The sequence below is a fragment of the Duganella phyllosphaerae genome, assembly GCF_001758785.1.
Taxonomy (GTDB): Bacteria; Pseudomonadota; Gammaproteobacteria; order Burkholderiales; family Burkholderiaceae_D; genus Rugamonas; species Rugamonas phyllosphaerae.
Genome location: NZ_LROM01000096.1, coordinates 1 through 21109 on the forward strand (window position 1 = coordinate 1; position 21109 = coordinate 21109).

The 21109-nt window shown below is 66.1% G+C and carries 16 protein-coding genes; 11 read left to right on the forward strand and 5 right to left on the reverse strand.

Annotation, left to right across the window (positions count from 1 at the left end):
• From DUPY_RS17240 to DUPY_RS17260, 5 genes are all read left to right on the forward strand, one after another.
• Positions 1-1230, forward strand: a 1230-nt coding sequence (locus tag DUPY_RS17240) for a PEP-CTERM sorting domain-containing protein (protein ID WP_141749588.1), incomplete at its 5' end; no start/stop codon positions are given.
• A gap of 328 nt (positions 1231-1558) precedes the next feature.
• Complete coding sequence (locus DUPY_RS17245) at positions 1559-3487, forward strand: methyl-accepting chemotaxis protein (protein WP_070249631.1); 1929 nt, start codon at positions 1559-1561, stop codon at positions 3485-3487.
• A gap of 114 nt (positions 3488-3601) precedes the next feature.
• The gene (locus DUPY_RS17250; protein WP_070249632.1) at positions 3602-5863 is read left to right on the forward strand and encodes a TonB-dependent siderophore receptor; all 2262 of its coding nucleotides are present in this window, start codon (positions 3602-3604) and stop codon (positions 5861-5863) included.
• Between the two features lie 66 nt (positions 5864-5929).
• Positions 5930-6331, forward strand: a complete 402-nt coding sequence (locus tag DUPY_RS17255) for a DUF2946 domain-containing protein (RefSeq protein WP_070249633.1) — start codon at positions 5930-5932, stop codon at positions 6329-6331.
• Positions 6332-6389: 58 nt separating this feature from the next.
• Complete coding sequence (locus DUPY_RS17260; protein ID WP_167359079.1) at positions 6390-8396, forward strand: TonB-dependent receptor; 2007 nt, start codon at positions 6390-6392, stop codon at positions 8394-8396.
• Positions 8397-8521: 125 nt separating this feature from the next.
• Here DUPY_RS17260 and DUPY_RS17265 read toward each other — a convergent pair whose 3' ends face one another.
• Entirely contained in the window at positions 8522-9817 is a 1296-nt protein-coding gene (locus tag DUPY_RS17265; protein WP_070249634.1) for an aminotransferase class V-fold PLP-dependent enzyme, read from the reverse strand.
• Between the two features lie 136 nt (positions 9818-9953).
• Between DUPY_RS17265 and DUPY_RS17270 the strand changes: the two genes are divergently transcribed.
• Positions 9954-10868: a LysR substrate-binding domain-containing protein gene (locus DUPY_RS17270; protein ID WP_070249635.1), complete on the forward strand. Its 915-nt coding sequence runs from the start codon at positions 9954-9956 to the stop codon at positions 10866-10868.
• 31 nt (positions 10869-10899) lie between these two features.
• Here the strand turns inward: DUPY_RS17270 and DUPY_RS17275 are convergent, their stop codons facing one another.
• Entirely contained in the window at positions 10900-12045 is a 1146-nt protein-coding gene (locus DUPY_RS17275; protein WP_070249636.1) for an FAD binding domain-containing protein, read from the reverse strand.
• Positions 12046-12214: 169 nt separating this feature from the next.
• On the opposite strand from DUPY_RS17275, the gene DUPY_RS17280 reads away from it, so the two are divergent.
• The 4 genes from DUPY_RS17280 to DUPY_RS17295 all read left to right on the forward strand — a co-directional run bounded on the left by DUPY_RS17280 (position 12215) and on the right by DUPY_RS17295 (position 15828).
• Entirely contained in the window at positions 12215-13075 is an 861-nt protein-coding gene (locus tag DUPY_RS17280; RefSeq protein WP_070249637.1) for a CPBP family intramembrane glutamic endopeptidase, read from the forward strand.
• A 20-nt stretch (positions 13076-13095) separates the two neighbouring features.
• A complete protein-coding gene (locus DUPY_RS17285; RefSeq protein ID WP_229255409.1) occupies positions 13096-13542 on the forward strand; it encodes a MarR family winged helix-turn-helix transcriptional regulator in 447 nt (148 codons plus the stop codon).
• A 214-nt stretch (positions 13543-13756) separates the two neighbouring features.
• Positions 13757-14578 (forward strand): nidogen-like domain-containing protein, encoded by an 822-nt coding sequence (locus tag DUPY_RS17290; RefSeq protein WP_070249639.1) that lies wholly within the window; start codon positions 13757-13759, stop codon positions 14576-14578.
• A 68-nt stretch (positions 14579-14646) separates the two neighbouring features.
• Positions 14647-15828: an aminotransferase class V-fold PLP-dependent enzyme gene (locus DUPY_RS17295; protein WP_070249640.1), complete on the forward strand. Its 1182-nt coding sequence runs from the start codon at positions 14647-14649 to the stop codon at positions 15826-15828.
• On the opposite strand, the gene DUPY_RS17300 is transcribed toward DUPY_RS17295, so the two are convergent.
• The gene (locus tag DUPY_RS17300) at positions 15803-16744 is read right to left on the reverse strand and encodes a LysR substrate-binding domain-containing protein (protein WP_070249641.1); all 942 of its coding nucleotides are present in this window, start codon (positions 16742-16744) and stop codon (positions 15803-15805) included. The two genes, DUPY_RS17295 and DUPY_RS17300, sit on opposite strands and share 26 nt — an antisense overlap.
• Before the next feature lie 101 nt (positions 16745-16845).
• Between DUPY_RS17300 and DUPY_RS17305 the strand changes: the two genes are divergently transcribed.
• Positions 16846-17856 carry an aldo/keto reductase gene (locus tag DUPY_RS17305; RefSeq protein WP_070249642.1) on the forward strand — a complete coding sequence of 337 codons (1011 nt, stop codon included), beginning with the start codon at positions 16846-16848 and terminating at the stop codon, positions 17854-17856.
• 3 nt (positions 17857-17859) lie between these two features.
• On the opposite strand, the gene DUPY_RS17310 is transcribed toward DUPY_RS17305, so the two are convergent.
• Both DUPY_RS17310 and DUPY_RS17315 read right to left on the reverse strand, forming a co-directional pair.
• The gene (locus tag DUPY_RS17310) at positions 17860-19092 is read right to left on the reverse strand and encodes an SUMF1/EgtB/PvdO family nonheme iron enzyme (protein ID WP_229255410.1); all 1233 of its coding nucleotides are present in this window, start codon (positions 19090-19092) and stop codon (positions 17860-17862) included.
• Positions 19092-20960 carry an arylsulfatase gene (locus DUPY_RS17315; protein WP_371851799.1) on the reverse strand — a complete coding sequence of 623 codons (1869 nt, stop codon included), beginning with the start codon at positions 20958-20960 and terminating at the stop codon, positions 19092-19094. The genes DUPY_RS17310 and DUPY_RS17315 overlap by 1 nt, the downstream gene beginning before the upstream one ends.
• Positions 20961-21109: the final 149 nt, after the last annotated feature.

Here is a 21109-nt window from a genome sequence, read left to right on the forward strand (position 1 = left end):
GAGTGCGCCGCCGAGGCCGCTGGTGACGGTGGACATGGCGTTGCCGCCGGCGGCATCGGGGGCAGCGGCGCTGGCAACCCGTTCACCGACCCGCTGTCGGGCACGCCGGGCGCGGGCGGCAATGCCGCCAGCACCATCTCGCTTACCGGCGCCGCGCCGGCGGCCGGCAGCTGGAATGCGGTGATCGCCGCCGTAGGCGCCGGCGGCGACCAGGGCGGAGCCGCCAACGCGCGCGCCACGGTCACTTCCAACTACGGCGCGGTCGCTGCCGCCACCGCCAACGGGGGCGGCGCCTTCTTCAACCCTGGCGCGCCGGCAATCGCGCGCGCCGACGCCACATCAGCCTGGCACGCCAGCGCGGATGCAGTCGCCATGTCCGGCAGCGGCCGCTTTGGCAATACCGAACCGGCATCGGCCATCGCCCAGGCCTCGGTCAACCGCGCAGCCAGCCGGCCACCACTGCCGCCTGCCTCGCTGCTGGCGCCAGAGGCGCGCGCGCACGCGCTGGCCAGTTTCCGCGGCGGCGACGTGCTGGCGCGCAGCAGCTACAGCGACGCCAGCCTGGGCGCCGTGGTGGTGGCAACCGCCAGCTCGGCACAGCCCGCCGAGTTCTACCAGCCCGAGGCTTACAGCGCTGCCAACGTGGGCGGCAACGCCTACGGCCCGTGGACGCCCGATGCCGCCACCGGCATGGTCGCCTCGTACGCCAGCGCCTTGCCCGATCCGGCCTCGCTGGCGCCGCTGATGGCGGCCTCGCCCAGCATTGCGGCGGCGTTCGACGATGCACAGGTGCTGGGCGCAGGCACCATGGGGGCGATGTTCTTCCCGTTTACCGCCACGGCGCAATACAGCGTACCGTTTGCCGCCGGCAGCCATTTACTGCTGGGCCTGGGACTGCCGTATAACTCGGACTTCGACACCGCCAACTTCGAGTTTTCGGTCAGCAATGGCGCGACCGAACTGTACGCGGGCAGCTTCAACAACCCGGACCAGGCCGCACTGTTCTTCTCCGATAACGTGCTCGACCTGGGTGTATTCAACACCAGCACGCTCGATTTGCTGGTGCGCTTCTCGTTCAACGGTGGCATCTATGGCTTCAGCTATGTGCTGGGCGCTGGCAATGCGCTCACGCCGGTGCCGGAACCGGGTTCCTGGCTGATGCTGGTGCTGGGACTGGCGCTACTGGCCTGGCGCGGGGGCGTATTGCGACGGCTACCCGCACGCGTTTGATCTGGCGCAAACACCGGGCAGCGGGGTAGCCTGCAACACCCTGCTTGAAAATGCTTGCCACAAATCACGGCCCCATGACATGATCAATGTCAGACTTTTGCTTCCGGCTTCTCCGGAATGGGGCTGCAATGGATCGTGTGGTTGGCTTGTCCGCGCAACACCAGCGGCGCGCCCCGGCGCCGCGCCACACAACGCCCCCGATTACTCCTTGCATGCCGCTAGCTGTGCGCTGCATTAGCTGTACCAGCGGTCATTCCCTCTTCTTTTCCCCCTGCATGCCGTCGCCCTCAGGTTGGCAGGCATGCGCATATCCGTTTCAGGAGCGACTATGTTTGCAAACATGAAGGTAGCGGTACGTCTGGCGATCGGTTTCGGCGCGGTGGTGGTGTTGCTGCTGGTGCTGTCGGCGGTGAGCCTGACGCGCATGGCGGCCATGGACCATGACATGGACTTGCTGATGGAAGACCGCTACCCGAAGGTGATGATGGCCAACGAGGCCGCCACCCGCACCATCGACAACGGCCGCCAGGTACGCAGCATGATGCTGGCCACCAGCGACGCCGAGCGCGACAAGTACAAGGCAGCGGCCGAGGCCAACCGGGTCAAGGTGGCGGAGGCGGTGTCCAGGCTGGACAAGCTGATCAACAGCGACAAGGGCCGCGCGCTGTACCAGGACATCGTCGAAAAGAACAATGTGCTCAACCCGGCCTACAACCAGCTCTATGCGCTGATCAAGGAAGACCCCAAGCGTGCGCTCGAGTTTATGAAGGAAGAGTTCGTGACGATCAACAGCGCCTACCTCGCTGCGCTGGAGAACCTGGTCAAGTACCAGGTCGCGCTGATGGACGAGGAGCGCCGCATTGCCAACGACAATTTCGAGAGCACGCGCAACCTGGTGATCGCATTATCGGCTGGCGCGGTACTCATCGCGGTGGTGCTGGCGTGGGCCATCACGGCCAGCCTGGTGCGCAGCCTCGGCGGTGAGCCTGCCTATGCGGCGCAGGTAATGCAGCGCATTTCCGATGGCGACCTGTCGAGCGAGGTCGTCACCCGGCCCGGCGACAAGGGCAGCCTGCTGTTGACGGTCAAGCAGATGGTGGCCAAGCTCAAGCAGGTGATCGACGGCCAGCGCACCGTGGTGGAAGCGGCCAATCGTGGCAACTTTGGCGCCCGCGTCGAGCTGGCCGGTTTGCAGGGCTTCCAGCGTGACATGGGCGAAGGCTTGAACCAGCTGGCCACCACCACCGGCGCCAGTATCGACGACGTGGTGCGGGTGATGGGCGCCATGTCCGACGGCGACCTCACGCAAACCATCGACAAGCCGTACGAAGGCGCGTTCGGCGAACTGAAAAAATACGCCAACACCACCGTGGCCAAGCTGGCGCAGGTGGTGTCGGAAGTAAACGCCAATGCCGAAGGACTGGCGGCCGCTTCCGAGCAAGTCAGTGCGACGGCCAACTCGCTGGCGCAGGCCGCCAGCGAACAGGCGGCCGGGGTGGAAGAGACGTCGGCCTCGGTGGAACAGATGACCGCGTCGGTGGCGCAAAACACCGACAACGCCAAGGTCACCGACGCCATGGCCAGCCGCGCAGCCGTTGAAGCGACCGAAGGGGGCGAAGCGGTGCGTTCGACGGTGTCGGCCATGAAGCAGATCGCCGCCAAGGTCCTGATCATCGACGACATCGCCTATCAGACCAATTTGCTGGCCTTGAACGCCGCCATCGAAGCGGCGCGCGCGGGCGAACACGGCAAGGGTTTTGCGGTGGTGGCGGCCGAAGTGCGCAAGCTGGCCGAGCGTAGCCAGGTCGCCGCCCAGGAAATCGGCGAAGTGGCCACCAGCAGCGTGAGCCTGGCCGAGCAGGCCGGCCAGATGCTGGGCGCGATGGTGCCCAATATCCGCAAGACGTCCGACCTGGTGCAGGAAATTACGTCGGCCTCCGAAGAGCAGTCGGCCGGCCTGGCGCAAATCAATTCCGCCATCGCCCAGCTGAGCCAGACCACCCAGCAAAACGCCGCCGGCTCCGAACAACTGGCGTCCACCGCAGAACAGATGAGCAGCCAGGCCGAGGAGTTGCAGCAGGCGATGAGTTTCTTCCGGGTCGCCGGCAGCGTAAGAAGCCCCGGCGCCGCATCGGGCAATCCCGGCGCCAGTAGACACCAGGCACGCCCGGCTGCGGCTGCACGCAACATCGCAGCGCCACGCCAACAGGAGTTCGCCTCGACCGGGCCGGATGAATCGAAGTTCGTGCGGTACTAATTCAGCCCCCCACCTACCCGGATGGTTACACTTTAATAGCATAGACGTAGTCACAATTCCTGATTATAATTGCGAGTGATTATCATTTAGATTGCTCACCATTCAGGAGTTGTGATGTTCCACCGCGCAGGCAAACCATTTTCATCCATGCCAGCCATGCGCCCCGTGCGCCTGGCGGCCCGACTGGCACTGCTCTGCGCGAGCGCGGCCATCACGTTCCCGCTCGCCCACGCTGCCGATGCTGCCGATGCTGCCGATGCCGTGGCGCCAGCGCGTGCCGATGGCGACCGCGACGCGCTGCTGCCCACCGTGACCGTCACCGGTACCAGCGACCGTGTCACCACCGAGAACTCTGGCTCGTTCGGCAGCCGCAAGACGTCGATCGTCAAGGGCCTGGAGTCGGTACGCGAGATTGCGCAGCCGGTCACCGTGCTCACGCGCCAGTTCATCGAAGACCGCGCGCTGCTCAACCTGACCGACCTGATGCTGGCCACGCCCGGCATCGCGGTCGATTACACCGACAGCGAACGCATCACCTATCACTCGCGCGGCTACCAGATCGACGCCATGCAGATCGACGGCCTGACCATCACCCAGGGCGGCTCGGCCTTTGCCCAGCCCGATGCGGCCGTGCTCGACCGCGTGGAAGTGCTGCGCGGCGCGTCGGGCATGTTGCGCGGCTCGGGCAATCCGTCGGCTACCGTCAACCTGATGCGCAAGCGCCCCACGCGCGACTTCCAGGCGTCCGCCACGGCCGTGCTCGGCTCGTGGGACCGGCGCCGTGCCGAAGGCGATATCGCGGGCGCCCTCAACGATGCCGGCACCGTGCGCGCGCGCCTGGTAGCGGTCAGGGAGAAGAAGGACTCGTTCCAGAAGGCGATGCAGGAAGACCGCCAGGTGCTGTACGGCGTGGTGGAAGCGGACCTGTCGTCCGACACCCTGCTCACGGCCAGCCTGCAGCGCACCGAGCTGGATGCCACCGGCGCGTGGGGCGGCATGCCGGCCAAGCTGGACGGCTCGTCGATGAACCTGCCGCGCGACACCTTTCTCGGCGCCTCGTGGAACCGCTGGAACCGCGCCAACGAGCAGGCTTTCGTGGAACTCGAGCACCGCTTCGACAATGGCTGGAGCGCCAAGGCCAGCGCCGGCTACCTGCACCTGAAAATGGATCCGAACGGCTTCAAGCAGTCGTACATCGCCCGTCCCACCGGCAGCAAGGACGATTACCTGTTCGGCGTGACCACGTCGCAATACACGGGCGACGACAGCCAGCAGGACAATTACTCGCTCAGCGCCAACGGCCCGTTCACGCTGCTGGGCCGCCAGCACAAGCTGGTAGTGGGCGCGGAAACGCTGCGCACGCGCACGGTCGCCACGGCCGGGCTGGGCAACCAGTTCCCGCTCAATAACATCGACATCCGCAACTGGGATCCGTACAGCACCTACCCGGAAAACGACCTGGTCACGGTCAACACCTTGCAGCCGACCTTTGTCCAGCAGCAGGGCGTGTATGCCACCACCAGCCTGTCGCTGATGGACTCGCTCACGGCGCTGGCCGGCGTGCGCCTGAGCTGGTACGAGTACCGCGCCCCGGCGGCCCCTGCCACCAGCTACAAGGTGGAGCGCCAGACCACGCCGTTCGTGGGCCTGGTGTACGACATCACGAAAAAGCTCAACGCCTACGTCAGTTATACCGAAATCTTCACGCCGCAGAACGTCAAGGACGTCAACAACAATATGCTCAAGCCGATCACCGGCGAAGACTACGAGGCGGGCCTGAAAGGCGAATTCTTCGGCGGCAAGCTCAACGCATCGGCCGGCATCTTCCGCATCAACAACGTCGGTCGCGCCGTGGAAGACTCGACCGGACCGGCCACCTGCGCGCCGTCGAACCCGACGGGCCGCTGCCGCATTGCCGGCGGCAAGACCGAGAGCCAAGGCTGGGAAGCGGAGCTGTCGGGCGAGCTGATGCCCGGCTGGAGCATCCAGGGCGGCTACACCAACACCCGCACCAAGTACGTGGTCGATACCGCCGCCAACACCAACCAGCCGCTGCGCGCGATCGATCCGCGCCACCAGTTGCGCTTCTTCAGCAACTACCGCCTGGCCGGCCTGCTCAAGGGCTGGACCGTGGGCGGCGGCGCCAACATCCAGAGCGACGCCACCGTCACCGGCAGCGGCCTGTCCGCGCGCCAGGGTGGCTACTCGGTGCTCAACGCCATGGCCGGCTACCGCTTCAACGACCGCTACTCGGTGCAAATCAACGTCAACAATCTCGCCGACAAGACTTACTACAAGCGCTTTGCCCCGACCGGCCTGGCCTATTACTACGGCGATCCGCGCAACGTGGTGGTGACCTTGCGCGCGGCGTTGTAAGCGCTGGCCTGGAACGCAGCGCCTGCCTGGCGCTGACGGCTGGCCGGGTTGCTCTATAATCGGGCCATGTTTTACTCCCTCGCCCGCCGCCGTCTGACGCTCTGGATCGCCATGCTGGCCATCCTGTTCAGTGCGCTCGCGCCGGCGGTATCGCAGGCACTGGCCGTCAACCGGGCCAGCGCCGGCTGGGCAGAAATCTGTACCGCTGCCGGCAGCAAGCTGGTCCAGCTCGGTGTCGAACAGCCCGGCGGCCAGCCGCAGCCGGCCTCCGATCCGCTTTCTCACCACCTGAAAAACTGCCCGTACTGCGCCGCCCATGCCGGCGGTCCGGCGCTGGCGCCACCGCCGGCCATCGTGTTTGCCGTGCTCGGTGGCCACGACGTTTTCCCGCTGCTGTTCTACACCGCCCCGAGCGTGCAGTTCGCGTGGTCACCGGCCGCCCCGCGCGGTCCACCCGCCCTCGTGTAGTGCTTCTTCGCGCATCCCGCCTGGCCGGGATGCTATGCCAGACTACACAGGAACAATCATGCACAAGGTAATTATGAAGCACGCGCTCGTCTGCGCGGTGCTGGGTTCGGCCGTCGCCACGGTACAGGCGCAGGAAGAGTCGACGCTCATGCTCGGCAAGATGGAACGAGTGGAAATCAGCGCCCAGCGCACCGGGCCGCTGTCGGCGCGCAACGTCCTCAGTTCGGTCGATGTGCTGGGACCACAGCTGTTGCAAGACCAGCAGGTGCAGCACGCATGGGAATTGTTTGCGCGCGCACCGGGCGTGATGCTCACCCAATTCCGGCAAGGTAACGAATCGGGCAAGCTGTCGTTTCGCGGCTTTAACGGCGAGGGCGAGGTCAACGCGGTCAAGCTACTGATCGATGGCATTCCGGCCAACGACAACGCCGGCGGCATGCCGTTCCTCGACATGCTGTTCCCGCTCGAGATCACCGGCATCGAGATCGTGCGCGGCACCAACGACCCGCGCTACGGGTTGCACAATATCGCCGGCAACGCCAACGTCACCACGCGCAGCGGCGGCAACGAGGGGCAGGCGCGGATCAGCTATGGCAGCTTCGGCACGCGCGAGGTGCAGGTGGCGCAAGGCATCGAGCACGGCAACTGGTCGCAGAACTATTTTTTGGGCTATGTCGACTCGAACGGCTACCGCGATAATTCTGCGTTCAAAAAATACACGGTCAGTGGCAAGTGGTTCTACACCAGCGACGACGGCCGCACCCGCAGCGGCCTGTCGGTCCGCCACACCGAAGGCGACGGCGACGAGGCCGGCTACCTTGAGGCGCGCGATGCGCGCAGTCATCCGACCAGCGCCTACGACTACGCCAGCTCGACCGGTGGCAACCGCGCCATGACCCAGGCCAGCGTGCAGCTCGACCACAAGGTCGATGGCGCCTGGTCGCTGGCGACCAAGGCCTATGTCAACACGGTGCGCGACCAGCGCTGGCTGCGCTACGCGGTGACGGCATCGCAGCAGGAGCGCATGATCGACGAGCGCCACGTGGGCCTGATCGCCAGCGCCACGTACCGGCCATCGGCGCTGCTGGCGCTGGAAACGGGCGTGAGCGCCGAGCACCAGAACGATCGCAGTCCGCGCTACAACACGGTGGACCAGGTGCGGGTGGCCGCCATGCGCGACCAGCGCTTCCGCTTCGACACCTATGGCGCCTACGTGCAGGCCGTGTGGCAGCCAGTGGCCGGCCTGAAGGTGATACCGGGCTACCGGGTCGATCAAGTGGATGGGTCGTTCAACGATCCGTCGAAAGGTGTGCGCTACGCCATCGAGGATTACGGCCTGATTCGCCAGCCCAAGCTCAGCGCCGTGTACGCGCTGGGCGAGGGCGCCAGCGTGTACGGCAACTGGGGCCGCACCTTCCAGGTGGGGGCAGGCGCGGCGGCCTATCGCAGCACGGCCGCTTCGCTGCGGCCATCGATCAACGAGGGTTGGGAAGGCGGGGTGAAGTTCGCCGCCAGCGAATGGCTCGATGGCCGGGTGGCGCTATGGCGGCAGGATGCATCGGGCGAGGTCAAGCGTCGGCTCAATGATCCGGCGGGCGGCTCCGACAACCTGGGCCGCACCCGGCGCCAGGGCGCCGATCTGCAACTGAACGCCCGCACCAGCGCCAGCGGCAACGCCTGGCTCAGCTACTCGCTGCAACGCTCGCGCATCATCGAACCCGACCCGGCGGCGCCAGCGACGCTGGGCAAGCAGATCGACCACGTGCCGCGCACCTTGTACTCGGCTGGTTACGACTGGCAGGTGGCTGCCGCCCTCAAGGTGTCGGCATGGGCAAGCGGGCAGGGCGGCTACTTCCTCACCACGGCCAACACCGGCAACACCTGGGGCGCCTATACGCTGCTCAACCTGGGCGCGTCGTACCGCGTCTCGCCACAAGTGACAATTGAGGTGCAAGTAAAAAACCTGGCCAACCGGTACTACGAATATGTCTGGCAAAACGACCAGACCCGCCATGCTCCGGGCGACGGCCGCGCCATCTATTTAGCGGCCGCTTTCACCCTGTAAAACCGTCAAAAACACCGCTGAGAATAAATGTTTTATATCGTTTATATAGAATAAATAGTTTATTTCGTATAAACAGTATATATAAATATTTACGGGGCGTTTTTATGGCCGTTTTTGTTGTCAATTCATGTGGTGATTTTTCCGATCGCGGTGGTGAATTTATCGAGTTCTGCGGTGGTGGTGAACAGGGCTGGCGTCACGCGCAGGCAGGCGCCGCCTGCCGGTCCCTTGCGGGGCACCGTGAAGATGCCGTACTGGTCGATCAGAATCTTTTGCAGGGCGACGTTGTCTGTAAAACTTGTCTTGCCGGCCAGGCGCAGCGAGGTGACGGCGCCGCTCATGTCGTCGGGGGCCAGGATCTGCACCTTGCTGTTGCCGCGCAGTTGCGCCACCCAGTGGTCGCGCAGATGGCGCAGGCGGGCGCCCTTGTTGCGGGTGCCCATGGCGTCGTGCTGGCGCAGCGCATCGGGGATGGTCATCAGCGCGGCGGCGTTGACGGTGCCGGCCAGTACCCGCGCGCGGATGTCGGTGGGAGCGTAGTCGGCGTTGCCCAGGTGGACGCCGATCGCACTCATTCTCTCCTTGCGGATGTAAATGAAGCCCAGGCCCAGCGGCGCGCCGATCCATTTATGCAGATTGCCACCGACGAAGTCCGCCTGCAGGTCGGGCAGCTGGTAGTCGAGCTGCCCCCATGACTGCGCCACGTCCACGATCACATCGACGCCGCGCGCCTTGGCCATCTTCACCAGTTCCGCAATCGGGTACACCAGGCCGGTGCGGTGGCTGATGTGGGTCAGCAGCAGCAACCGCGTACGCGGGTGGGCCTTGAGCGCCTGCTCGTACGCGTCCAGCACGCCCTGGCGCGTGGCCGGCTCGGGGGTGGTCACCATGGCCACCGTGGCGCCACGGCGCGCGGCCAGATCGTTCATGGCGTACTGCATCGAATCGTAGTCGAGGTCGCCATACATGATGGTGTCGCCGGCCTTGAGCAGCTGGTAGTTGCTGATCAGGTTTTGCAGCGATTCGGTGGCGCCGCGCGTGAGCGCCACCTCGTCGGTGGGCACGCCCAGGTGCTGCGCCAGCGTGGCGCGGATGGCCTCGATACCCTGGCGGTCGAACTCGCGCCGCAGGAAGTACGAGTTGTCGCGGTTGAGACGGTCGATATTGCGCTTGAAGTCGTCCGCCACCGCGCGCGTCATGATGCCGTAGTAGGCGTTTTCCAGGTTGATGAAGTCGCCACTGACGTCGTAGTGCGACCGGATCTCGCGCCAGTACGCTTCGTCGCGCACCACTTGCGCGACCGGGCCGGCTGGCGCCTTGATGAACGGCGTCTGCGCCTGCGCGTGCAGCGCAGGCGTTGCGCCAACGGTGCCGGCGGCAATCATGGAACCCTGGAGAAAGGTGCGGCGGCTGATGGTCATGGCGGTCCTTTAGGTGATGGATGATGGGTGATGAGCGAGGGACGATCAGCGCATTGTAGGCAAACGCGACCGCCGTGCTTGCTGCCCGACTTCGCAAGCTATAAACTGGGCTTATACCCTCAAGCTACCGTCGACCATGCTGCTCCGCGAAATCGAGATCTTCCGCGCCGTGATGACGGCCGGCTCCGCCAGCAAGGCGGCGCGCCTGCTCAACCTGACGCAGCCGGCCGTGAGCCTGTCGCTACGCAAGCTGGAAACCCATGCCGGTCTGGCGCTGTTCGAACGCGTACGGGGCAAGCTGGTGCCCACCCAGGAGGCGCATGCGCTGCTGGCCGAGGTGCATCGCTGTTTCGTGGGTTTGGATGCCATCGAACACCGGCTGCGCAGCCTGCGCCAGTTTGGTGTCAACCGCATCCGCATCGCCAGCCTGCCGGGCATGGGCGTGGGTTTTCTGCCGCGCGTGCTCAGCGAACTGCAACTAAGCGAGCGCATGGTGAAGGTGTCGTTGCAGATCATGTCGTCGCGCGACGTGCGCGCGCGCCTGCTGGCGGGTGAGGCCGATATCGGCCTGATGGCCGACGAGGTCAGTGCCGACGGCCTGGAGCACTCGGTGTTCGCCCGCTACAACGGCGTGGTGGCGCTGCCGTTGAAACACCCGCTAGCGCGCAAGAAGGTGATCCGCCCGGCCGACCTGGCGCGCTACCCGTTCTTGGCGCTCAATCCCGAGGACGGCACCAGCGTGCGGCTCGACGCCATCTTTCGCGCCCACGGCGTCGTACCCGAAACGGTGGTCGAAACACCGTATACGATCAGCTTATGCGAGCTGGTACGCCACAACGTCGGCATCGCCATCGTCAACCCGGTCACCGCGCTCGATTACGCAGGCCGCGACATCGTGCTGCGGCGTTTTTCGGAAACCCTCGCATACGGCTGCCAGCTGGTCATGCCGGCCGGGCGGCCACTGACACCGTTCGCCCAGCAACTGCTGGCCACCATGCGCGCGCGGCTGGCGGCCGACCTGGCCGGGCTCGATGCGTCGCTGGACGGCTGAGCCTGGCTGCTGATGTAGTAAGAACTGTGTTTTAGGCAGCATTGCCCATGATCTGCCGGCCCGCATCGATGCCCCAGCTCACCAGCTGGCGGCCATGGCGCAGCTGGTCCGGCTCCCAGCGCGCCAGCGCGCCGTCGATGTCGGCGCCGCCGTGGGCGAGGGCCAGCGCCAGCGCGTGGGCATTGGCGGCAGCCTTGGCGGCGCCGCCGGCCGTATGGGGGCGCGGGATGAAGGCGGCGTCGCCGATCAGCACCGTACGGCCGAACACCATGCGCGGGGTTTCCAGGTCGACAATGGTTTGCAGGAACGGCTGCGCGGTCGCCTCCACCAGCTGCCGCAAAGGCGGCGCCAGCATGGCGCGCGCGTCCGCAAGCAGGTCGTCGTGGTCCACCTGCTTGACCGCTCCCGGATGCAGCGAGTAGCGGCGGCGCCGGCCGCTGGTGTCGGTCATCAGGGCATCGAGCGCAGCGCCGGCGGCGACGTTGCGGTACCACACCCAATTCCAGCGCCGCGCGCCCTTGGCGACCGACTCGTCCTGGCCCGGCACCATGTACTCGAGCAGCTGGTGGCCCTGGCCCTGCTGGAAGGTAAACACCTGTTCCAGCAGGCGGAACGCGGCGCCGTCGAGGGCGTGCTCGGGCACCAGGCCGCGCCACGCCACGTAGCCGGCATACGCGGGCACCGACTGCGGCAACAGTTGCGCCCGCACCGCCGAGGAAGGGCCGTCGGCGCCGACGAGCAGGTCGCCGGTGGCCAGGTGGCCGCTGGTGAAGTGGGCGGTGACCTGGCCGTCATGCTGCTCGAAGCGGTCGAGCTGCTGGCCCGCTTCGATGATGCCATCGGGCAGGGCCCGGCGCAGCAGCGCATACAGCTTGTTCCACGACGACTGCACCTGCGGCATATGGGCGCGCTGCAGCACGTCGCCGCTGGCGGTAAGGAAAATGCGGTCGCCCGACCGCACGCCGATGCTGGCGTCATGCTGCACACCGGCATAGTCGAAGGCGGCCGTCACGTCGGGCTGCAGGACGATGCCTCCCCCGCGTCCGCTCAAGGCGTGCGGCGAGCGCTCGAACACCTGCACCTGCCAGCCGGCGGCGCGCAGGCAGGTGGCGGCCAACAGGCCGGCCAGCGAGCCGCCGATGATCAGGGCGCGGCGGGGGAGGTTGTTGTCGGTCATGGCGGGGTCCTGGCAGCGAGGTAAGAGATGATGCAATTTTGCGCCTGTTGCGGGCACCCGTAACGTCCCGGATGGGAGGGAAAACCACACATCAAAAATTCACGTGCCAATTTATATAAGTGCTTATATAATTGGCGTCATCGATGGTCAACCCAACCCCGGAGTCGCAATGGATATCGCCCACTACCCGCCCGCCACCACAGGCCTCACCCGTTTTACTGTCGTCCGCATCGTGCTTGCGCTGCTGGCGGTCTGCCTGCCGGTGGCGCTGGTGCTGATCGCCTCGAACCAGATTGCCGACAAGGCGCTGCGTGCGTACTGGCCGCCGCTGCTGGCCACCGCGCTCGGTGTCACGGGCTACCTGTACTGCGTGCGCAAGCTGGAACAACGCGTGGCCTCGGAACTTGGGGGAGCGGCATTGCGGCGCGAACTGGGCATGGGGCTGGGCCTCGGTACCCTGCTGTTCCTGGCGGTGATGGCGCTGGCCGCCACCGGCGGCATCCAGTGGCTGGGCTTCGGCGGCTGGCGCACGCTGCCCAAGTCGCTCACCGAGATGCTGTTCGTGGCGGTGATCGAGGAGATCGTGTTTCGCGGCGTACTGCTGCGCATCACCGAGCGCGCGGTGGGCAGCTGGGCGGCGCTGATCGTCTCGGCGCTGCTGTTCGGGCTGGCGCATGTGCCCAATGACGGTGTCACCGCGCTGGCCGTGATCAACACCGTGGTGGCCGGCCTGCTGTTCGGCGCCGCCTACCTGGCCACGCGCCGCCTGTGGCTCACCATCGGCATCCACTTTGCCTGGAACTTCGTCTCCAGCGGCGTGTTTTCGGTGCCCACGTCGGGCAATCCGGGGCACGGCCTGCTACAGTTGCAGTTCACCGGCCCGACCTGGCTCACCGGCGGCGCTTACGGCCTCGAGGCCTCGGCCGCCACCCTGGTCGTGCTGGCCGTTGCCACCGCGTGGCTGTTGCGCCAGGCCCGGCGCGCCCACCATCTTGCCCCGCGACGGGGCGGAAAGAACACCACATTGTGAAGCAGGGACTGGGAACACAATTGCGCCACCTGATCGAACTGCTCGACGGCGCGGTCGAGCAGTCTTACCTCGACGCGGGCCTGACCTACCGGCCGCGCTACACGCCGGTGATGAAAGCGCTGCTGCAACGCGAACCACTGACCATCGGCGAGATCGCCATCCAGGCCGGCATCACCCAGCCGGCCGCCACTCAGACCGTGGCGCTGATGGTCAAGGAAGGCTTGCTGACGGCTGCCGCCGGCAAGCTCGATGGCCGCCAGAAAGTGATCAAGCTCAGCAAGAATGGGCGCGCCCTGCTCGGGCAGATCCAGCAGTGCTGGCAGGCCACGGCGGCAGCGGCGGACAACCTCGACGCGCAATTGCCTTACCCGCTGTCCACCGCCCTGGCACAGGCCATCGCCGCACTGGAGCAGCAGCCATTCGGCGCCCGCATCCGCGCCGCACGGGCTGCGCAGTCCGATCAATAATCAAATAAATGAAGAGTTCGGTTACAAAGTGTGAATATTTAAAGTTTCCAATATGATATGTTTCGGTTTATAAAAATATTATATTTATATAAACTAAACACTAGGGAAACTTCAGTTTCAGCAGCGTATTTTTATTTTATTCCAAGGAATTATTGGAATAAGAAAATATACGTTTCCGTGACTGTTATTATTTAATCCACTGATCGGACTCTCCATGAAAAAACTCACGCTGTGCGCCCTGACCTCCCTGTTTGCCCTCTCCAACTATGCCGCTGCCGGTCCAGTGACCAGCGGTTTTAATAACCTTGGTACCGTTGAACTGTGCGACGATTGCTACACGTCGGAAGTGGCGATCGGTTTTAACGCCAACTACTTCGGCGACACCTACAATACTACCTATGTCAGCAATAACGGGTATATCACTTTCGGTACCGGCCAAGGGGATTACACGCCCACCGGTCTGACCGCTAATTACTTGGGCGCACCGATTATTGCGCCATTTTTCTCCGACGTCGATACCCGGGCGGCAGCAGGCGGCACCGTCACCTACGGCAACGGCACCTACGCGGGCGGGAACGCCTTCGGCGTGACCTGGAACCAGGTCGGCTACTTCGCCGCGCGCGACGACAAGCTCAATACCTTCCAGATGATCCTGGTGGACCGCAACGCCACCGGCGCCGGCAACTTCGACATCTACTTCAATTACAATCAGGTGCTGTGGGAAACCGGCGAGGCGGACGAAGGCGTGGACGGCCTGGGCGGTATTTCCGCATCGGTGGGCTTTGCCAACGGCAGCGGCGCGGCCGGCACCTACAACCAGCTGGCCGGTTCGCTGGTCAACGGCGCGCTGCTCGACGGCGGCGTCAACGCGCTCACCGCCAACAGCAATAACGGCGTCACTGGCCAGTACCTGTTCCAGGTGCGCAACGGCGTGATCACCGCCGTACCGGAACCGGAAACCTATGCCATGCTGCTCGCCGGCCTGGGCCTGGTGGGCGCCATGAGCCGCCGCCGCCAGCGCAAGGCTGCGGTTTGATGCGGTAGTACGTCTCGCGTACACTCCCTGGCAACGCCGCCCGCTGCGGCTTGCCATGGGAGTCCACAGTGCCACCACCGATCACCAGCGTCGCTGCCGACGACACCGCGTTCTGGGACGCTATCCGCGCACAGTACGCGCCCTCGCCCGATTTCATCAACCTGGAAAACGGCTACTTCGGCATGCCCGCCAACCCGGTGCGCGCCGCCTTGCGCCGCTACCAGGACGAAGTCGATGCCGAGAACAGTTATTTCCTGCGCCAGCGCTGGCCGCAACGCCTGGCACAGGTTCGCCAGGCGCTGGCAGCCTTCACCGGCGTCGATGCGGCGGAGCTGCTGATCACGCGCAGCGCCGTGGAGTCGCTCAACATCGTCTTGCAGGGCTACCCGTTCGCGCCCGGCGACGCGATCGTGTACGCCCACCACGACTACGACAGCGCGCTCGATATCGTCGCCGCCCTGGCTGCGCGGCGCGGCGTGGTGCCGCTGGTGGTCGACGCTCCGCGCGATCCCGTCAGCGACGCCGAGATCGTGGCGGCCTACGCGGCTGCCATCACGGCGCGCACGCGGGTGCTGCTGCTGACCCACATCGTGCACCGCACCGGCCAGATCATGCCGGTGGCGGCGATTGCGGCGATGGCGCGCGCACGCGGTATCGACGTGATCATCGACGCCGCCCATTCGCTGGCGCAGCTCGACTACCGGGTGCCGCAGCTGGGCGCGCAATTCGTCGTGTTCAACCTGCACAAGTGGGTGGGGGCGCCGCTGGGCACGGGACTGCTGTACGTCGCGCGCGAGCGCATCGCCGACCTCGCGCCGTTCTATGCGGACAGCACCCACGCCGCCGCCGATATCGACAAGCTCGGTCACTTCGGCGCGGTGCCGCCGGCGCCGATCATGGCGATCGACGATGCGCTGGCCTTCCACGCCCGGATCGGCACGGCCAACAAGGAGGCGCGCCTGCGCTGGCTGGCGCGGCGCTGGATGGACGCGGTGCGCCACGTACCTGGCGTGCGCCTGTACACGCCCACCGATCCGGCGCGCCACTGTGCTCTCGGCGCGTTCGGCATCGAGGGAATGGCAGCGGCGGATGTGGCGCAGCGATTAATGGAAGAGCACCGGATATTTACCGTGGTGCGCCAGCTGGGGACGGAATCGATCGTGCGGGTGACGCCGCACCTGTACACGCGCGTGGAAGATGTCGATGCGCTGGCGGCGGCGATTGTCAGGCTGGCTGCGGCGCGGACATGACGATCTGCCCGCTGTCGGCGCTGGCGTTGGCGCCGGCGAGCAGCATGGCCCGGAAATCTCCCACCAGCGGCCGCAGGTTGATGCGGTGCCAGGCCGCCCACAATGGCGTGCGGTAGCTGAACCACGGCAGCTCGCGCAGCACCACGCCCGGCGGCGCCTGGTGCCGCAAGCCCTGCTGCACCATGGCGATGCCCAGTCCCGCCCCCACCAGTCCCAGCGCCGTCAGCGGCTCGGTCGCCTCCATCCGTACGCGCGGGGTAAAACCAGCGCGCGCGCACTCGGCGATGAAGTTGTCGTGCTGGCGTGCGGTGTCCTTGTGGCGCACCAGGATCCAGTCTTGCGCCGCCAGGTCGGCTGGCGCCAGTGCCGGCAGCGCGGCCAGCGGGTGGCCGTCGGGCAGCGCCAGCAGCATCGGATCGCGACGTACCAGCGCACTATCGAGGTCGGCATCATCGGGCGCCGGCGGCTCGCATAACAGGGCAATATCGAGACTGCGCTGGCGCAGGCCCTCGATCTGCTCGGCCGAGTGCATGTTGTACAGCGCCACGTGCACCTGTGGGCGTTCGCCGCGCAGCGTGCGCAGGCCGTCGGGCAGCACGCCGGCGTGCATGGCGTTGTCGATGTAGCCGATGCACAGCCCGCCCTCGTCGCCCCGGCCGAGGCGGCGCGCCATCGCTTCCAGGCGCGTGGCGTGGACCAGGAAGGCGCGCGTTTCGGTAAGAAAAGTGCGGCCGTCGCGGGTAAGGCGAATGCGCTGTTGGCTGCGCTCGAACAGGGTCAGGCCGAGTTTTTCCTCGAGCTGGGCGATCTGCCGGCTCAGCGGCGATTGCGAAATGTGCAGGCGCTCGGCAGCGCGGCCCACGTGTTCTTCCTCGGCTACGGCGACGAAGTATTGCAGCTGGCGGATATCGAGCATATCAGACCTAATCGGACTTAAGATGCGCAAATTATGTCTTGGACGGTCTGTAAAAGTCAAACTACACTGGTCTCATTGATTTATCCAGCAAGGAGAACCCCATGAGCATCCGTCAACACCTGCAAGGCAAACTCGGCTTCGGCACCGCCCCGCTGGGCAATATGTACCGCGACATTCCCCCGGCCGAGGCGATCGCCACGGTCGATGCGGCCTGGGACCAGGGCATCCGTTTTTTTGACACCGCGCCGCTGTACGGCGCCGGCCTGGCCGAGATCCGCCTGGGCGAAGCGCTGGCCCGCCGCCCGCGGGACGAATACGTGTTGAGCACCAAGGTCGGCCGCGTCATCCTCGACGAACTGGAAGACCCGGCAGCGCGCGACATGGGAGAAAAGGGGGGCTTGTTCGAATTCGGCCTGAAAAACAAGATCGTCAACGACTACAGCGCCGACGCCACGCTGCGCTCAATCGAGGCGAGCCTGCTGCGCCTCAAGACCGACCGCCTCGACATCGTCTGGGTGCACGACGTGGCGCAGGATTTCTTTGGTGACGAATGGCTGGCGCAATACGAAATCGCCCGCACCGGCGCCTTCCGCGTGCTGGACCGCCTGCGCAACGAAGGCGTGATCAAAGGCTGGGGGCTGGGCGTGAACCGCGTGGAGCCGCTCGAACTCACGCTCGACCTCGACGAACCGAAGCCGGACGGCTTCCTGCTGGCCGGCCGCTACACGCTGCTCGACCACGACCGCGCGCTGCAACGGCTGATGCCGGCCGCCGCCGCGCAACAGGTGGACATCGTGGTCGGTGGTCCGTACAGCTCGGGCATCCTGGCCGGCGGCACGCATTTCGAATACGCCAAGGCGCCGCCTGCCATCGTCGAGAAAGTGGCGCGCCTGACTGCGCTGGCCACTGAGCACGGCATCGGCATCAAGGCCGCCGCCTTGCAGTTCTCACTGGCCCATCCGGCGGTAGCCAGCGTGATCCCCGGCGCCAGCCGTCCCGAGCGCCTGCTGGAAGACCAGGCGGCGCTGCGCCAGGTGGTACCGGCGGCGTTCTGGCAGGCTTTGCGGGAGCAGGGGCTGGTGTCGCCACACGCACCGCTGCCGGGCCAGTAAGTATCAATTGCGGCGCACCGTGCGAAAGCCGATGTGCGCCGCTGCCAGGTCGCGCTCCTGCGACTCGCGGGCCGAGGCGCGGTAACGCACGCAGTAATCGGGCGCGCACAGGAAGGAACCGCCCTTGATCACCATCGCGGCGTTGGCGGGGCTGGCGGGGTTGGCAGGGCGGCCAGCCGCCACGGCGGTGTCGCCATTGGCGTGCGGCTGACGGGGACCGGTATAGGGGTCCCGGGTCCACTCCCAGACATTGCCGATCATGTCGTGCAGGCCGAAGCCGTTGGGCGCGTAGCAGCCCACCGGGGCAACGCCGGCATGGCCGTCTGCGGCCACGTCGAGTTGCGGGAACGCGCCTTGCCAGTAGTTGGCGGCAGGCTTGCCTGCGGCGTCGGCGGGCGCCGTGTCGAGCTGCGCATCGCTGCGGCCGGCCTTGCCGGCGTACTCCCATTCGGCCTCGGTGGGCAGGTCGCGGCCCAGCCAGCGGGCGTAGGCCAGCGCGTCCGCCTGCGTGACCAGGGTGACCGGCAGATGGTCGCCGCTGGTGCTGACGGTTGCCGACGCGGCCGGTGCCGCCGATGCCGCCGATGCCATAGCAGCTGCTGGCGCTGGCGATGACATTGAGGCAGAAGCTGGCGCTGATGTTGACGCCGATGCGCCAGCTTGCACCGTGCGCCATTGCGCGCCTTTTTCCAGCGTCCACCACGCGTACGGGCGTTGTTGCAACTCTTCTGCCGTGGGGACGTGGAACACCACGCCGGCGCCCTGGCGCTCCGCTTGCGTCACATAGCCGGTAGCGGCCACAAAGGCGGCGAACTGCGCTTGCGTCACTTCCGTGCGGTCGATCCAGAAGCCCGCAACGCGGGTGGCGCCGGCTTGCGCAGGCCGCTCGTCCGGGTAACCGTGCTCGCTGCCGAAGATAAAACTGCCGCCGTCCACGCGCACCATGCCGGCGTGCGGATCGCTGCCCCAGCCGGCGGGCAGACCGCTGTAGGCAGCGCACGCTGGTTCGCTGCCGAGCCTGCTCGTCGATGCCGCGGCCAGCGCGTGGCCGACACCGATGGCGTCACCTTGACTGGTGCCGGCACCATCAGCGGTGCTATTGCCCGTGCTGTTGCCGGTGCCCGAGCCCGTGCTGGCGCCGGCATGCCAGTCCCGCGCCAGCAACACCGCCCCGATCGCCAGCACCAGCACCAACAACACCAGGCGCCATCCCCGCACGCGCAACGCCACGCCCATCAGTAATATCCCTGCGGCTTCAATGGTTCCACGCCGCCCACGCGCTGCATGAATTGCTGCCACTCGCCGACCATGGTGTTGGTCAGCGCCTGGTTTTGCGCGGCGACGTCGGTGGTCTCACCGCGATCGCGGGTCAGGTCGTACAGTTGCCAGCGGCCGTCGAGCGGACCCACCGGTGGTTCGTTCCACAGCGCCTTCCACTTGCCGTCGGCGCTGATCAGGTAGGCGCGGCCGTACGACTCGTGCCCCAGCGGCCCGGTGCGCACGCTGGCGGCGCCGCCTTCGAGCAGCGGCAGCAGCGACTTGCCGGTGACCGGATAGACATTGCGGCCGTTGTACACCACCTTGCCGCGGTTGCGATCGACGCCGGCCGCATCGACCGCCGGTGGCGCGGCCTGGGTGGGCGGCGTCACGCCGGCCAGCGCCAGGAAAGTGGCGGTGTTGTCGGTAACGTGGGTGAGCGCATTGAGGTTGGGCAGCCGCGCGCTCTGGCCCGGCAGGCGCACGATCAGCGGCGTGGCCACGCTGCCCTCGCCGGCATAGCCCTTGGTCAGGCGAAACGGCGTGGCGCTCACCTCGGCCCAGCGCAGGCCGTATTGCAGCCTGCGGGCGGCCTGGGCGCCGTTGTCGGTGCCCAGCGTGGCGTACACCGGTTCGGTGGCGTTGGCTTCGTCGGTGAGGCGGGGATCGGCGCCGCTGTCGATCGGCCAGCCCTCGGCGCCGTTATCGGACTGGAACATGATGTAGGTGTTGTCGTATTCGCCGATGTCCTTCAAATGCTGGATCAGCAGGCCGATATTGTGGTCGAGGTTATCGACCATGCCGGCGTAGATTTCCATGTAGCGCGCCTGCGCCTTCTTTTCCAGCGCGGTGAGGCTGGCCCACTTCTTGTTGACCTTGCCGGGGCCGTAATCGGTATAGCCCTGCGCCATGCCGTTGTTGGCGTTGATGTACTTTGCAGTGGCCGTATTGAAGCCGGCCGTGGCCGGGCTGCGCGCGGTGGTGTCCGGCGCGCCCGCGTACGGGGTGAAGTCGGCGGGGATGATACCGAGCTGTTTCTGGCGGGCGATGCGCGCGTCGCGCACGGCCTCGTAGCCGGCATCATACTTGCCCCTGTACTTCGACAGCCACGGCTCCGATACTTGCAGCGGCCAGTGCGGCGACGTGTAGGCTGCATAAGCGAAGAACGGCTTGCCGTCGGCCTTGTTGCGGTCGATATAGGAGATCAGGCGTTTGGTATAAAAGTCGGTCGAATAGAACGGCTCACCGCCCACGCCGCCGGGCTGGCCCGGTTGGCCCGGCTGGACGAACTTGCCGTCTTCGGTGTAGTTGGTCGAGCCTTCGCGCTCGTGCGCAAAGTGGTTGGCGGCGGCGCCCGCCAGCAGCGCGTAGCTGTGCTCGAAGCCCCACTGGTCGGGCGTCTTGCCGGCGGTGGTGACGGCGCCGCCGGCAATGGCGGAACCCAAGTGCCATTTGCCGGCCATATACGTGTGGTAGCCGGCGTCGCGCAGCAGCTGCACGAACGATAGCGAGCTCTCGTTGAGGAAGCCCTCGTAGCCGGGCAGGCCGCGCCGCTCGTCGTTGGGTGCGCCCATGTGGCCTTCGCCCACCAGGTGGTGGTCGGTGCCGGACACCAGCATCGCACGCGTGATGGCGCAGACGGTGCCGGTGTGATGGTTGGTGAGCAGGCGGCCTTGTTTGACCAGCGCGTCCAGGTTGGGCGTGTCGATCTCGCCGCCGAAGGCGCCGATGTCCGAATAGCCGAGGTCGTCGGCCATGATGTACAGGATGTTGGGTTTTTTGCCAGCCGCGCTTGGGGCTGCGGAGGACAAGGGTTCCTTGGCCGATTCGGCGCAGCCAGCGAGCATCACGGCGCTGGTGACGGAGACAGCGATCAGGGTTCGTTGCGCGGTGCGCAGCAGGCGGGCAGGGCGAGACATGGTATTCCTTGCGGACACGAGATCCGCAAAGAATAAATGTTATCGGCAAGGCCAGGAACGAAGCATTTCGCGTTAGG

Bases quoted from the DNA above. Each gene is read 5' to 3' on its own strand.
- DUPY_RS17310 (WP_229255410.1), bottom strand. From the start codon at position 19,092: ATGGGCGTGGCGTTGCGCGTGCGGGGATGGCGCCTGGTGTTGTTGGTG.
- DUPY_RS17300 (WP_070249641.1), bottom strand. From the start codon at position 16,744: ATGCTCGATATCCGCCAGCTGCAATACTTCGTCGCCGTAGCCGAGGAA.
- DUPY_RS17280 (WP_070249637.1), top strand. From the start codon at position 12,215: ATGGATATCGCCCACTACCCGCCCGCCACCACAGGCCTCACCCGTTTT.
- DUPY_RS17250 (WP_070249632.1), top strand. From the start codon at position 3,602: ATGTTCCACCGCGCAGGCAAACCATTTTCATCCATGCCAGCCATGCGC.
- DUPY_RS17270 (WP_070249635.1), top strand. From the start codon at position 9,954: ATGCTGCTCCGCGAAATCGAGATCTTCCGCGCCGTGATGACGGCCGGC.
- DUPY_RS17315 (WP_371851799.1), bottom strand. From the start codon at position 20,960: ATGCTCGCTGGCTGCGCCGAATCGGCCAAGGAACCCTTGTCCTCCGCA.
- DUPY_RS17305 (WP_070249642.1), top strand. From the start codon at position 16,846: ATGAGCATCCGTCAACACCTGCAAGGCAAACTCGGCTTCGGCACCGCC.
- DUPY_RS17260 (WP_167359079.1), top strand. From the start codon at position 6,390: ATGCACAAGGTAATTATGAAGCACGCGCTCGTCTGCGCGGTGCTGGGT.
- DUPY_RS17275 (WP_070249636.1), bottom strand. From the start codon at position 12,045: ATGACCGACAACAACCTCCCCCGCCGCGCCCTGATCATCGGCGGCTCG.
- DUPY_RS17265 (WP_070249634.1), bottom strand. From the start codon at position 9,817: ATGACCATCAGCCGCCGCACCTTTCTCCAGGGTTCCATGATTGCCGCC.
- DUPY_RS17290 (WP_070249639.1), top strand. From the start codon at position 13,757: ATGAAAAAACTCACGCTGTGCGCCCTGACCTCCCTGTTTGCCCTCTCC.
- DUPY_RS17245 (WP_070249631.1), top strand. From the start codon at position 1,559: ATGTTTGCAAACATGAAGGTAGCGGTACGTCTGGCGATCGGTTTCGGC.
- DUPY_RS17255 (WP_070249633.1), top strand. From the start codon at position 5,930: ATGTTTTACTCCCTCGCCCGCCGCCGTCTGACGCTCTGGATCGCCATG.